Origin of the sequence: Arthrobacter sp. UYCu511, assembly GCF_040547105.1 — a bacterium.
Taxonomy (GTDB): domain Bacteria; phylum Actinomycetota; class Actinomycetes; order Actinomycetales; family Micrococcaceae; genus Specibacter; species Specibacter psychrochitiniphilus.
The window spans coordinates 216,748-229,772 of sequence record NZ_JBEPPB010000005.1 but is presented as its reverse complement, the minus strand read 5'-3'; the positions used below and the strand labels follow the sequence as shown (position 1 = coordinate 229,772).

At 61.5% G+C, this 13,025-nt stretch carries 10 protein-coding genes and 2 tRNA genes; all 12 read left to right on the top strand.

The features are described 5' to 3' along the window. Nucleotides 1-4: 4 nt before the first annotated feature. The 12 genes from kdpC (at nucleotide 5) to ABIB48_RS09565 (ending at nucleotide 13,024) form a co-directional block, all read left to right on the top strand. Entirely contained in the window at nucleotides 5-586 is a 582-nt protein-coding gene (gene kdpC, locus ABIB48_RS09620) for a potassium-transporting ATPase subunit KdpC (protein WP_354212843.1), read from the top strand. A gap of 21 nt (nucleotides 587-607) precedes the next feature. Continuing rightward, entirely contained in the window at nucleotides 608-3,148 is a 2,541-nt protein-coding gene (locus tag ABIB48_RS09615; protein ID WP_354212842.1) for a DUF4118 domain-containing protein, read from the top strand. Next, on the top strand, nucleotides 3,145-3,819 hold the full coding sequence (locus ABIB48_RS09610) for a response regulator (RefSeq protein ID WP_354212841.1): 675 nt from the start codon (nucleotides 3,145-3,147) through the stop codon (nucleotides 3,817-3,819). Before ABIB48_RS09615 ends, ABIB48_RS09610 begins: the two co-directional genes overlap by 4 nt. A 104-nt stretch (nucleotides 3,820-3,923) precedes the next feature. Then, nucleotides 3,924-4,526, top strand: coding sequence for a PadR family transcriptional regulator (locus tag ABIB48_RS09605; RefSeq protein ID WP_354212840.1), 603 nt, complete (start codon nucleotides 3,924-3,926; stop codon nucleotides 4,524-4,526). Between the two features lie 72 nt (nucleotides 4,527-4,598). Next, a complete protein-coding gene (locus tag ABIB48_RS09600) occupies nucleotides 4,599-6,065 on the top strand; it encodes an MFS transporter (RefSeq protein WP_354212839.1) in 1,467 nt (488 codons plus the stop codon). Nucleotides 6,066-6,165: 100 nt separating this feature from the next. Continuing rightward, nucleotides 6,166-6,834, top strand: coding sequence for an MOSC domain-containing protein (locus tag ABIB48_RS09595; protein WP_354212838.1), 669 nt, complete (start codon nucleotides 6,166-6,168; stop codon nucleotides 6,832-6,834). 397 nt (nucleotides 6,835-7,231) lie between these two features. Beyond that, nucleotides 7,232-9,178: a DEAD/DEAH box helicase gene (locus ABIB48_RS09590; protein WP_110105497.1), complete on the top strand. Its 1,947-nt coding sequence runs from the start codon at nucleotides 7,232-7,234 to the stop codon at nucleotides 9,176-9,178. Nucleotides 9,179-9,444: 266 nt separating this feature from the next. Further along, nucleotides 9,445-9,516 (top strand) — tRNA-Thr (locus ABIB48_RS09585). Nucleotides 9,517-9,580: 64 nt separating this feature from the next. Beyond that, nucleotides 9,581-9,657, top strand: a tRNA-Met gene (locus tag ABIB48_RS09580). Between the two features lie 155 nt (nucleotides 9,658-9,812). After that, entirely contained in the window at nucleotides 9,813-10,472 is a 660-nt protein-coding gene (locus ABIB48_RS09575) for an NAD(P)H-binding protein (protein ID WP_354212837.1), read from the top strand. Between the two features lie 10 nt (nucleotides 10,473-10,482). Next, the gene (locus ABIB48_RS09570) at nucleotides 10,483-12,057 is read left to right on the top strand and encodes a Na+/H+ antiporter (protein WP_354212836.1); all 1,575 of its coding nucleotides are present in this window, start codon (nucleotides 10,483-10,485) and stop codon (nucleotides 12,055-12,057) included. Nucleotides 12,058-12,151: 94 nt separating this feature from the next. Beyond that, nucleotides 12,152-13,024: an HpcH/HpaI aldolase/citrate lyase family protein gene (locus ABIB48_RS09565; RefSeq protein WP_110105500.1), complete on the top strand. Its 873-nt coding sequence runs from the start codon at nucleotides 12,152-12,154 to the stop codon at nucleotides 13,022-13,024. The last annotated feature ends 1 nt before the right edge of the window (nucleotide 13,025 follow it).

The following is a 13,025-nucleotide window of genomic DNA, read 5'->3' as shown; positions in this document are numbered from 1 at the left end:
CACTATGAACGCCTACGGACGTCAACTATTTACCGCCTTGCGCTTCCTGTTATGCACCACAGTGGTCCTGGGTTTGCTCTACCCGGCACTGGTCTTCGGGCTGGGCCAGCTCATTGCCCCGGCCCAAGCCAATGGTTCTATCGTCTCCGTTGATGGGAAAGCTGCCGGGTCTTCGCTGCTTGCCCAGCCCGTCACGGGAGAGGAGTTCTTCTACCCCCGTCCCTCCGCTGTGGCGTGGGATGCGGGGAGTTCCTCATCCAGTAATTTAGGACCGAACCAACCAGCGTTGATGGAGGCCATCGAGACTAACAGGGCCGAGGTGGCTGCCCGGGAAAAAGTGGCACCCGGCACCATTCCCCTTGATGCACTGACGGCCAGCGGATCCGGATTGGATCCGCAGATTTCGGTAGCCTATGCGCAGCTGCAGCGCCCACGGGTGGCTAGAGCAACAGGGCTAGGGGAGTCCACGGTAAGTGAACTGATCAGGGCAAACACCAACAATGCCTTGCTTGGTTTCTTAGGCCAGCCCTCGGTCAACACCACCACGTTGAACGCCGCACTTCTTCAAGCGCGGACTAATCACTAAGGTACTGCGAGAATAAGCGCTATGGCACGGGGCATATTACGGATTTTCTTGGGCGCGGCACCCGGTGTGGGCAAAACGTACACCATGCTGGAGGAAGGCCGCGCCCAAGCCGCGGCAGGGATAGATGTGGTGGCGGGCATCATTTTGGACCACGGCCGGGCCCAAACTCGTGCTCAGGTGGGAAACCTAGAAGTGTTGCCCACCGTGTGCATCCCCTACCGGGAAGCAGACTTCCAAGAGCTCGACGTCGCGGCCCTCCTTGCGCGGCGTCCAGCCTTGGCGCTGGTGGATGAGTATGCGCACAGCAATGTGCCAGGATCTGCCAACTCCAAACGCTGGCAGGATGTTGAACAGTTACTGGCAGCCGGGATAGATGTCTACTCCACCCTGAATGTTCAGCACCTTGCCTCCTTGGGGGACGTGGTGGAGACCATCACTGGTGTGCGGCAGCAAGAAACCGTCCCCGATGACATTGTGCGCCGGGCCGATCAGATCGAGCTGGTGGATATTGCCCCGGAGCTGCTGCGCCAACGCCTGAGTGTGGGAAAAATCTATGCCAGCGACAAAGTTGATGCCGCATTGGCTAACTATTTCCGGCTGGGAAACCTGACGGCGCTGCGTGAACTGGCCCTGCTGTGGCTGGCGGACCGTGTGGAGGAAGGTGTTGCACAATACCGCCAGAGCCACGGCATTGAGACCAGCTGGCCCATCAGGGAGCGGGTGGTTGTTGGCTTGACCGGTGGTGTTGAAGGGGAAGTCCTGTTGCGCCGTGCGGCCCGGATCTTGAGCCGGGTCAGTGGAGGGCAACTTCTGGCTGTGCACGTGCCCCGCTCGGACGGAGTGAGTGGCAGCGCCCCGGCCGCCTTGGAGGCCCAACGCCAACTCGTCACCGATCTTGGCGGAACCTACCACTCCGTAGGAGGAGATGACCCCGGACAAGCCCTGTTGGAATTTGCCCGTAACGTGGGCGCAACCCAAATTGTCATTGGAACCTCCCGGCGCAAGCCACTGCTGGGCGTTTTGGCACGGCCCGGCATTGGGGCAATGGTGGTGCGTAACGCCGGCGATATTGACGTCCATATGGTCCCGCACCCCTTGGGCGCCACCACCAAGCGCATGCGCAACCGTAGCGAGATTAACAAAAAACGGGTGGTCTTGGGCTTCGTTTTGGCCGCTGTACTGCCTATTGCCGTGCAAGTGGGCACGGGGTCACTGAGCCTGCAAACCACCATGGTCATCCAATTGGCAGCCACCATTGCGGTGGCGCTTGTGGGTGGGCTGTGGCCAGCCATTGTGGCAGCGGTTTGGGGCACGCTCTTGTTGAACTATTTTTCCGCCCCACCGGTGAGAACCTTGACCATCAATGACCCCGAGAACCTGCTGGCACTAGTTATCTTCTTGCTGGTGGCGGTGGCCGTGGCGCTCGCCGTGGACCAGTCAGCCAGGCGTTCGCGGGAAGCCACGCGAGCCGGTGCTGAGGCCGCAACGTTGAGTGAATTGGCCCGCGGAATCTTGGCCTCTCAAGACACCGTTCAGGTGTTCTTGGAGCAGGTCCGTGACCACTTCGCCATGACATCTGTGGTGCTCTTTAGTGGCAACGGCAGCGACTTATCCACATGGCGGGCGGAGGCCTCAGTAGGGGAGAGCCCGCCGGCCACCCCGAACGAGGCCGAGAATGTTGAAGAAATTTCGGAGCGGTGGTTGTTGGGGCTCAGCGGGAGGGTGTTGCCGGCGAGTGACCGCAGGCTGCTCAGTGCCTTTGGTGCCCACTTGATGGCGCTGGAGCAACGGGAAGCGTTGACCCTGACACAGCGGGAAAATATCCAACTATCCCAAGACAATAAGATCCGCACCTCCGTGCTGCGGGCTGTCTCCCACGATCTGCGCACCCCGCTGGCCGGCATCAAGTTATCCGTAAGTAGCCTGCGGCAAACCGAAGTGGAGTTCTCGGATGCAGACGAGGCCGAACTGTTGGCAACCATTGAACATTACACGGACAAAATGGACGCCCTCGTTGGAAACTTGTTGGATATGTCCCGGCTCAGCGCTGAGATGGTCAGTCCCGTGAGTGGGCCCGTGACCTGGACAGAGGTGCTTCCAGCGGCGCTGCACGGACTCCCGCAAGAACGAATCCATAGCGAACTACCCGCGAATATGCCACCCATCGAGGCTGATCCGGGCCTACTGGAACGCGTGATCGCCAACATCGTTGAAAACGCCATCAAATATGCTCCGGACTCTTCCATCACGGTCCTTGGCTCCATTGGCGGCAGTGGCAGCGCCACCATCAACGGCCACCCCGCCAGCGAATTGCGCATAGTGGACCATGGCAAGGGTGTCCCGGCAGCCGATGTCATGGCCATGTTCAAACCCTTCCAACGCCTCGATGACGTCTCTTACGGTCCGCAGGGCGGCACCGGTGTGGGGCTGGGGCTGGCCGTTGCGAAAGGTTTCACCGAGATCATGGGTGGCATCTTAGAAGCCGAACAAACTCCCGGCGGCGGATTGACCATGATCATCCGCATGCCACTGTCCACCGGAAGAGTGAGGGCCCAGCCGTGAGCACAGTCTTGATCGTCGATGACGAACCCCAGATCCTGCGCGCCCTCCAGATCAATCTGCATGCCCACGGGTATACGGTGGTTCCGGCCTCTAACGGAACCGCTGCATTGGCGGCGGCACAAACCCAGGCGATTGACGTCGTCGTCCTTGATTTGGGGCTTCCCGACATGGACGGGCTGGATGTGATTGCCGGACTACGCGGCTGGACCGAGGTGCCCATTATTGTGCTCTCTGCCAGGCACGGTTCGCACGACAAGGTCGAGGCGCTCGACGCCGGAGCCGACGATTACGTCACGAAGCCGTTTGGGCTTGATGAACTGCTGGCGAGGCTGCGCGCGGCCACCCGCCGGGCAGGTCCGCAGGCGGCCGAACCACTCGTAGAGACGGCGGAGTTCACGGTGGATTTGGCCAACAAGCAGGTGCATAGGGGCGGTGCCGCGGTGCGGATGACGCCCACCGAATGGAGTGTCCTGGAGCTGTTGGTGCGTAATCCCGGGCGGCTGGTCAGCCAACAGCAAATCCTGACCGAGGTGTGGGGGCCGGCGTATGCCAAGGAAACACACTACCTGCGTGTCTACATGGCGCAGCTGCGGCGCAAGCTAGAGCGCGACCCCGCCAATCCTGTGCATCTGTTGACGGAGGCCGGCATGGGGTACCGATTCGCGCCGTAGCTACCTGACAAGTTCCGGCAAGCCTGCGCGAGTGGGGCGCTTCACAGTAAAATATGTGCCGTTTGGTAGCTCATGGTCATAATCGCATTAGTAAGATTATGACTATGACGAAACGTTCGCCCCTGGCACTTGCCGTGCTTGCCCTGTTGATGGAAATGCCCATGCACCCCTACCGCATGCAGCAACTCATCACCTTGCGTGGCAAGGACAAGGTTGTTAACGTCAGCCAACGCGCCAGCCTTTACAGCACCATTGAACGTCTCACCCGCGACGGTCTGATCCGGGTCGCCGAGGTGGAGCGTGATGGCTCCCGCCCCGAACGCTCCGTCTATGAAATATCCGACGCCGGACGCGCCACCGCCCGCAACTGGCTCACGGACATGCTCTCCGTGCCTAAGCGCGGCTTTCCGGAATTCCATGCGGCGCTGGCTCATGCACCGGTGCTAGAGCCCGAGGAGCTCGCCGGGCTGTTGCGCACTCGCCGGGACGCCGTCGCCGTCGAGGCATCCGAACTCCAAGCAGAGCTGAGCGCCGTCTCAGCCTTCCTGCCCCGTGTGGTCCTGCTGGATGCCGAGCTCATTGTCCGCACCCGCGCCACGGAACTTCACTTCCTTGAGGACGTCCTGAGCAGCCTGGCTTCGGGGAGCATGAGCTGGAGCCGGGAATCCCTGGCCGCACTCTCGCATGCCAACGAACACAGCCTGTAACCACCCAGCCGTTAACCCAGCCGTCAACCCGGCGCCGTCACACTTTGCACCACGCACCAGAAGGAAACACTTATGAAATCCGCTGCTCCTCCCATCGGCAAGGCGCGTACCATCGCCCTAGTCTCACTCTTCATGGCATCGTTCATGGAACTCCTTGACGCCACCATTGTCAACGTTGCACTGCCGGACATTGAGCGCGCCCTTGGCGCCCAAAATTCCGAGCTGCAGTGGATGGTTGCCTCCTACACACTGGCCCTGGCCATCGGCCTGATCACGGGCTCGCGCTTGGGTGACATTTACGGGCGCAAGAAGATCTTCATCATTGGTCTGGTTGCGTTCACTGTGGCCTCCGTGCTGTGCGGGGCCGCCATGAACCCGGAGATGCTCATCGCCTCCCGGGCGCTGCAGGGATTCGCCTCGGCGGCCATGATTCCTCAGGTGCTCTCCAGCCTGCAGGTCATGTACAAACCCTCGGAGCGTGCAGGCGCCATGGCAGGATTTTCTGCCCTTGCCGGTGTAGCCGCCGTTTCGGGTCCCATCCTCGGAGCCATCCTGACCGACGCCAACCTCTTTGGCTGGGGCTGGCGCACCATCTTCTTCGTGAACATCCCCGTGGGCATCTTCGCTGTCATTTGTGCAATCAAGTTCGTCCCCGAGTCAAAGGCGCCCGTGCGGCACAAACTCGACCTGTCCGGCGTCGTAATTTTGGCGGTGGGCATGCTGGCCATTCTCTATCCCCTGACCATGGGGCGCGAGGAGGGGTGGCCGCTGTGGACGTTCCTGATGATGGTGTTTGGCGTGCTGGTACTGGCCGGCTTTGTGCTGCTGCAGCGCCGTGAGGAAAAGCGTGGGGGAGAGCCGCTGGTGGCCGTCTCACTGTTCAAGAGCCGGCCGTTCGCCGCTGGCATCGCCATGATGTTCTTGTTCTTCATCCCCATGAACGGCTTCTTCCTGATCCAAACCCTCTTCCTGCAGCTGGGTCTTGAATACCCCATTTTGAAAGCCGGGCTCACCATGATCCCGTTCTCCATCATGGTTCCAGTGTTGGCCGGAATTTCCGCGGCCATTCTCGCCAAGAAGATTGGCCGAGTGGTGCTGCAGCTGGGTCCGCTGGTTGTGGCCATCGGCTTTGTGGTGCTCATCTTCACCGTCCAGTCCGTGGGCGGAACCGTCACACCCTGGCACCTCATTGCCGGCCTTGCTCTCAGTGGCGCCGGGTTCGGCATGGTGGTGGCGCCCGTGGGCATCTTCGTGCTCTCCGAGGTCCCCACCAAGTTTGCCGGCAGCGCCTCGGGCCTGTTCAACACCACCAGCCAGCTCGCTGGCGCCCTAGGTGTTGCCATCATCGGCACCATCTTCTTCGATGCGCTTGATGCCAGCTCGGCCCGCAGCCAGTCGGGCGTCTTCATTGACGGCTTCACCTCTACCATGTGGATCATGGCCGGCGGCATGGTTCTTGCCGCCATTGCGGCGTCGTTCCTGCCGCGGTGGGCCTCAGAGTCGGATGCTCTGGAAGAATCAACGCTGGTTGACGTCTAGTGAACGAGGCGGGGTCCCGGCTTGCGCTGGTGCTGGCGGAGCCTGGTGCTCGCGGAGCCTGGACTGCGGCTTTGTTAGGCAGTGGGCTTACGGTTAATCCATGACGTCACTGCCTCCCCGTACCGGGTCCCTGCTCGCCATTTGCCGCGTTCACCAGCTGATCAGCACGAAGACCGGCTTTGGTGTGACAGCCATTGACAAACGTCCCGCAGAGGGGCCAATGAAGTTCAAGCGTTTTGGCGTCTTTGGTGATGCTGTGGGAGACACTGAACATCACGGTGGGCCTGACCAGGCTATTTACGCGTATTCGCAAGAAGATGCCGATTATTGGTGCGCTGAACTGGGCAGGCCCATCCCGGCCGGGCTCTTTGGCGAAAATCTGCGCACCCGGGGAGTTGAAACCACGCAGGCCGTGATTGGCACGCGGTGGCGAATTGGCACAGCACTGTTGGAGGTCACCAGCCCGCGTGTTCCTTGCGCAACGTTCGCCGAACACATGGGGGAGCCGCAGTGGGTCAAGAGGTTCACCCAGGCCGGGCTTATTGGCACATACCTGCGGGTGCTTGACCACGGAAAAGCGCAGGCTGGGGATGAGATTGTGCTTGAGCATGTCCCCTCCCACGGCATCACAGTGGGCAAGTTCTTTAGCAACCCCACCGCCCAGGACGTCCGGACCCTGCAGGAGTTGGAAGCACTTGGTGAGCTCACACTCTCCCAGCACTTCTATACCCGGTTCCCTAAGATTCTGGCCGCCGGGGCCGTTGGCTGACGGGCGTTAACGTATGCGCTTCCGCAGAGTTTGTAAGGGCCAGAGAACTGCGTGTGCTGAACCTCACGGGGGCTTCTGGGCGTTTAGGCTACCCTGGCGCCAGGGTATGCCCTACAATTTAAACATCCCCCACTCCGGTATCTCCTTTTATTTTCTGCCCAATTTTTGAGGCAGGAGCCTGAAGTGTATGGGGCCCGCAAGTTTTTGAGCGGGCAAGTAGTGTTCATAGGGGATTGCCGGCAAAGAAACGTCAAACAGTGCTGATTTTTAGCATTGGCGGCCGTACCTACGGCGTGCATTTGGCGCGAGATCCTGCCCGGGATGCCCTGTAGTGGCTGGATTTCTTCTAGTGCGGCGTTCCTCGCCGCTCGGCCCTATGAATGAGGACTTCTTGACTATGCCCGAAAACTTGACTGAAACTTCCCCCGCCGTGGAGGAAGAAAATGAAATTACTTTCGCCGATATGGGCATTGACGGCCGCGTGCTGGCTGCCCTAAGCGATGTTGGCTACGAGAAGCCGTCCCCCATCCAGGCAGCAACCATTCCGTTGCTGCTCGAAGGCCGCGACGTTGTAGGCCTGGCTCAGACCGGTACCGGTAAGACGGCAGCATTCGCCGTTCCCGCCCTGTCCCGCATGGCCGAGCTGATGGACCTCAACGGACCCACCAAGGACACCCAGATTCTGGTGCTGGCTCCGACCCGTGAATTGGCCCTGCAGGTTGCAGAGGCCTTCACCTCCTACGCCAAGCACATGGACAACTTCTCAGTTCTCCCCGTTTACGGTGGCTCAGCTTACGGCCCCCAGCTCGCTGGCCTGCGCCGCGGTGCACAGGTTGTTGTTGGTACCCCGGGCCGCGTCATCGACCACCTCTCCAAGGGCTCCTTGGACCTGTCCAGGCTGCAGTACTTGGTTCTGGATGAAGCCGACGAAATGCTCCGTATGGGCTTCGCCGAGGACGTCGAGAAGATCCTGGCCGAGACCCCGAAGGAGAAGCAGGTTGCCCTCTTCTCCGCCACCATGCCCGGTGCGATCCGCCGTATCTCCAAGCAGTACCTGAATAACCCGGCCGAGGTCACGGTCAAGTCCAAGACCACCACCGGCGCCAACACCCGCCAGCGCTACCTGCAGGTCATGGGCCCGCACAAGCTTGACGCGCTAACCCGCGTGCTCGAGGTTGAAGAGTTCGAAGGCGTCATCGCGTTTGTGCGCACCAAGATGGCCACCGAAGACTTGGCTGACAAGCTCAAGGCACGCGGCTTCCAGGCTGCCGCCATCAACGGTGACATCCCCCAGCAGCAGCGTGAACGCACCATCGAAGCGCTCCGCAGCGGAAAAATCGACATCCTGGTAGCTACCGACGTTGCGGCCCGCGGCCTTGACGTTGAGCGCATCACGCACGTCATCAACTACGACATCCCGCACGACACCGAGTCCTACGTGCACCGCATTGGCCGCACGGGCCGTGCAGGCCGTTCAGGTGACGCGATTCTGTTCATGACCCCGCGCGAGAAGTACCTGCTGCGCGCCATCGAAAAGGCTACCCGCCAGCCCGTGGACCAGATGCACCTGCCGTCCGCGGAAACCATCAACTCCCTGCGTTTGGGCAAGTTCGCTGAGAAGATCACCGAGACTCTGGCCAGCCAAGACGTTGCCAAGTTCCGCGACTTGATTGCCTCCTACGAGCAGGAGCATGACGTTCCGGCCTCAGAGATTGCCGCTGCCTTGGCCGTCCTGGCTCAGGGAAACCAGCCGTTGCTCGTCAACGATCTGCCGGCAGCCCCGGAATACCAGAAGAAGGACCGCTCCAAGGACGGGTTCGGCTCACGTGGCCCCACCCGCACCCTGACCGAGGGCAACGCCACCTACCGCATCTCGGTAGGCCGCCGCCAGCGCGTCATGCCCGGATCCATTGTTGGCGCCATTGCCAACGAAGGTGGCCTCTCCTCCTCACAGATCGGTGGCATTGACATCCGCTCCGATCACACCTTGGTTGAACTGCCTGCAGACCTGTCCAAGGATCAGTGGAAGGCACTGAGCCGCACCCGCATCAGCGGCGAGCTCATCAACCTCGAACTGGACAACGGCCGCCGCCCCTCCGGCGGAGGCGCCGGAGCCCCGTACAAGGCTCGTGAAGAGCGCACCGATCGCGGCCAGGGCGGTTTCAAGAAGAAGTTCGACGGCGACCGTGGCGGCTTCCGTGGTGCCGATCGCGGAGCGGACCGTGGCAACGACCGCGGATTCAGCTCGGATCGTGGCGGCCAGGGCCACACGGGCCACGGTGGCGGCGACCGCCGTCCCCGCCACGAAGGTGGACAGAGCTTCAACAGCAAGGGCAAGTGGTAATAACCACGCTCTAAGGCACTAAATAAGGCCGGTCACCCTCAGGGGTGGCCGGCCTTTTTGGTTTGTAGATGCCGGAATGTTCACTCATGTGACGCAACTCATTTCGCTTCCCCGATTGGCCTCTTTGGCCTTGAATTCTAGGGGTTTTTGGCAGCTATGGCAGCGCCTTTGCGGGCCGAAAGAGCCCCTGTTTCACTCGTAGGGACCCCCTGAGGCAAGTGCCGATTTCACATCTCCGGAAAGCACTGGTAAAGTATTTTCTCGTTGCCCCCCTAGCTCAGTGGTAGAGCGCGTTCTTGGTAAGAACGAGGTCACCGGATCGATTCCGGTGGGGGGCTCGCAAATGAGAAAGCTCGTGTCGAGACGGTTTTGTCCGGGGCGGCACGGGCTATTCTTATTTGGGGCGGCATAGCTCAGTTGGTTAGAGCGCACGACTCATAATCGTGAGGTCCCGAGATCGAGTCTCGGTGCCGCTACCAAAGAAAACCCGTAGTTTCAGGCTAGTTCAGCCCGAAGCTGCGGGTTTTTTTGCTGCACCCAGTCCAAGTGCAGCGAAACTGCGTGGGGCACTATCCTCTGCTGCGTGGAGTAGGCTGCCACCAGCAGTCCAGGCACGAGTGAAGGAGAAATCACGGTGAAGGTTCTAATTATTGGCGGGCACGGGAAAGTGGCGCTATTGCTAGCCCCGTTATTGAAGGAAGCTGGCGTGGAGGTTACTTCGGTGATTCGCAACCCCGCTCACATTGATGAGGTAGCGCAGTGCGGGGCAACCCCCGTCTTAGCCGACCTCGTCACCTCCTCGGTGGAGGAACTGAGTGAGCTCTTCACCGGATATGACGCCGTGATCTGGGCAGCCGGGGCTGGCGGAGGCAGTGCTGAACGTACCTACGCGGTGGACCGAGACGCCGCCATTGCCTCTATAGATGCGGCTGAGGCCGCCAACGTCCCACGGTTCCTGATGGTCTCTTACCTTGGTGCTGGGCCGGATCACGGTGTGCCGCCGGAGAACAGCTTCTACGCGTACGCGCAAGCCAAGGCGGCCGCCGACGCGCACCTGCGGGCCAGTACCCTCGGCTGGACCATCCTCGCGCCCGGAACCCTCACCTTGGATGCGCCCACAGGATTGATCGATCCCACACCGGCGGCACGCCGCGCACCGGGCGGCTCCAGCGGGACCTCCCGCGCCAATACGGCATTGGTGGTGGCAGCAGCACTGCAGGACGCAGAAACCATCCTGCGCACCATCGAATTCAGTGACGGCCAAGTGCCCATAGCGCAGGCAATAGCCCCGTAAAGTAGCTGGTGTGGAACAGCTAATACTGATCGTCGGGCTCCTTTTTGCCACAGTCGTTGCCGTGGGCTTGGGGGACCGGCTCAAACTGCCTTATCCGGTGCTGATGATGATCATGGCCGGAGCGCTGACTTTCATCCCGGGGTTCCCCGACCTGCGGATTGAGCCGGAGTTGATCCTGCCGATTTTCCTTCCACCGCTCTTATTTGCCACAGCCCAAAAGAGTTCCTGGGCGGTGTTCCGGATCCGTTGGCGGACCATCTTCTTGTTGGCGGTGGCACTGGTAGTAGTCACCACTGCCGCGGTGGCTGGCGCGGCGTGGCTACTCATCCCCAGCATCGGCATTCCCGCCGCCATTGCACTTGGTGCCATGTGTGCCCCGCCGGATCCTGTGGCCGTGGAATCCATTGCCGGGCGGGTCCACATGCCGCGCCGGCTCATCACGGTGCTGCAAAGCGAGGGGCTGTTCAACGATGCCGCCGCCATCGTGATCTTTCAGACGGCAGTGGCCAGTGCCACAGACGGGCAGCCGTTTGGGCTGGGTGTGGTGGGCCGCTTCCTGCTAGGCGCTGTCATTGCCATTGTGGTGGGCATGCTCATGGGCTGGTTGACGCGTGTCATCAGTAGGCTCATCAGCTCGTCCGTGGCCCGCAGTGCGGTGACGCTGGTGGTGCCCTTCGCGGCCTACATCCTGGCCGAGGAGGTACACGCCTCAGGTGTCATAGCCGTCGTCGTCACTGCCCTGGAAATCAAGCGCCATGCCCGGGCCGAGGACGCCACCGAACGCATCACCCGGGCAGCGTTCTGGGATGTGGTGGAACTGCTGGTGACGGGTCTGGCGTTTGGGCTGGTGGGGCTGGAAGTACGCGAAGTCATCAAGGTTGAAGGCCAGGCCATCTGGGGCATGCTTCCCCTAGCCATCGGGATCAGCCTTTTGACCATTCTGATTCGCTTCTCTTGGTTTGCGCTGCTGGCCCTGCTCTCCAGGAAGAACGAGGGTGACCTGCCGCCAACCAGCCTCAAGGACGTCGTGATCCTTTCTTGGTGCGGCATGCGCGGGCTGGCAACCCTGGCCCTGGCCCTTGCGCTGCCGGTGACGCTGCCCGGCGGAGCAGATTTCCCGGCCCGGCACGAGATCATCGTCGTGGCGTGTGCCGTCCTGCTGACCACCCTGGTGCTGCCGGGCCTGACCCTTCCCGGGCTCATGCGCATGTTGAAGGCAACGGATGACGGCGCCGAGGAACGTGAGGCGGCCAAACTCCTGGCCCTGCGCGCCCAGGAAGCAGCCGTGGCGGCCTTGCGTGACCACGAGCTAATCCGTTCCCTCCCACCCGAGAAAGTGGCTGTGGTGAAGGAAAAGATGAGACGGCTGCACGCGGAACTTCTTGATGGCTCTCTCAAGGATGAAAGCATGCAGGAGCGCCGCCGTCGTGGCCGGGAACTTGCCATCACCGTCCAAACAATTGCCCTAGACGCTGCCCGCACGGAAGTGCTCAACGCCCGCAACGAAAGCGACGCCGATCCGGAGGTTGTGGACAGGGTGCTGCGGCAGTTGGATTTGCGCACCATGATCACCCCGGAGAGCTGAGCGGCTGTCAGCTGGTGCATTCCGCCAGTGTTCTCCGCAAGGATTTGTAGGGTGGCACACAGAATCGTTTGGCTTTGCGAGATACCCTAGAGGTATGTCTAGCTCCGTTGGCAATGAAGCCGCTCCCGCACCTGTCCGCACCCGCAACATCCCCGCTGAGATCGCCCGTTCCTGGTTGCTCGTCCCAGCAACGCGCCCGGAAATCTTTGACGAGTCCGCTAACTCTCGCGCCGACGCCGTGGTACTGGATATTGAGGATGCCGTTGACCCGAAGCTCAAGGACGGCGCCCGTAACGATGTGGTGAACTGGCTGCGTAACGGCGGCCGGGCATGGGTACGCATCAATGATGTCCACTCCAAATTCTGGGCTGATGACGTCGCAGGCCTGCGCAACGTCCCCGGACTGCTGGGTGTCATGCTGGCTAAGACCGAGCATGCCGAGCAGGTCAAGGAAACCTACCACCGCCTCGACGGCAAGACCCGCGTGCTGGCACTGGTGGAGTCCGCCCTGGGCATCGAAGAAGCCAATAACATTGCCCGCGCCGAAGGCGCCTTCCGGCTGGCATTCGGCTCCGGCGACTTCCGCCGCGACACCGGCATGGCCGCAGACCGCGAAGCCATGGCTTACCCGCGCGCCAAGCTCGTGGTTGCCAGCCGTGTTGGCAATCTGCCCGGCCCCATTGACGGCCCCACCGTCGGTACCAGCCACCCGATCCTGCGCGAGCAGTCGGCCATCACCGTCTCCATGGGCATGACCGGCAAACTCTGCCTGGCCATCGATCAGACCACCATCATCAACGAAGTCATCAGCCCCACACCCACCGATGTTGCCTGGGCCACCGACTTCATGAACGATTTCGAGGCCCGCGGCGGCGTCATTCGTGACGGCTCCGACCTCCCCCGCCTGGGCCGCGCCGAGAAGATCATGAAGCTGGCCATCGCATACGGCGTCCAGCCCGCAGTCTGAC

What these genes read in the sequence shown, in the direction of transcription:
- ABIB48_RS09615 (WP_354212842.1), top strand. Translation starts at nt 608, where the DNA reads ATGGCACGGGGCATATTACGGATTTTCTTGGGCGCGGCACCCGGTGTG.
- ABIB48_RS09600 (WP_354212839.1), top strand. Translation starts at nt 4,599, where the DNA reads ATGAAATCCGCTGCTCCTCCCATCGGCAAGGCGCGTACCATCGCCCTA.
- ABIB48_RS09595 (WP_354212838.1), top strand. Translation starts at nt 6,166, where the DNA reads ATGACGTCACTGCCTCCCCGTACCGGGTCCCTGCTCGCCATTTGCCGC.
- ABIB48_RS09590 (WP_110105497.1), top strand. Translation starts at nt 7,232, where the DNA reads ATGCCCGAAAACTTGACTGAAACTTCCCCCGCCGTGGAGGAAGAAAAT.
- ABIB48_RS09565 (WP_110105500.1), top strand. Translation starts at nt 12,152, where the DNA reads ATGTCTAGCTCCGTTGGCAATGAAGCCGCTCCCGCACCTGTCCGCACC.
- ABIB48_RS09605 (WP_354212840.1), top strand. Translation starts at nt 3,924, where the DNA reads ATGACGAAACGTTCGCCCCTGGCACTTGCCGTGCTTGCCCTGTTGATG.
- kdpC (WP_354212843.1), top strand. Translation starts at nt 5, where the DNA reads ATGAACGCCTACGGACGTCAACTATTTACCGCCTTGCGCTTCCTGTTA.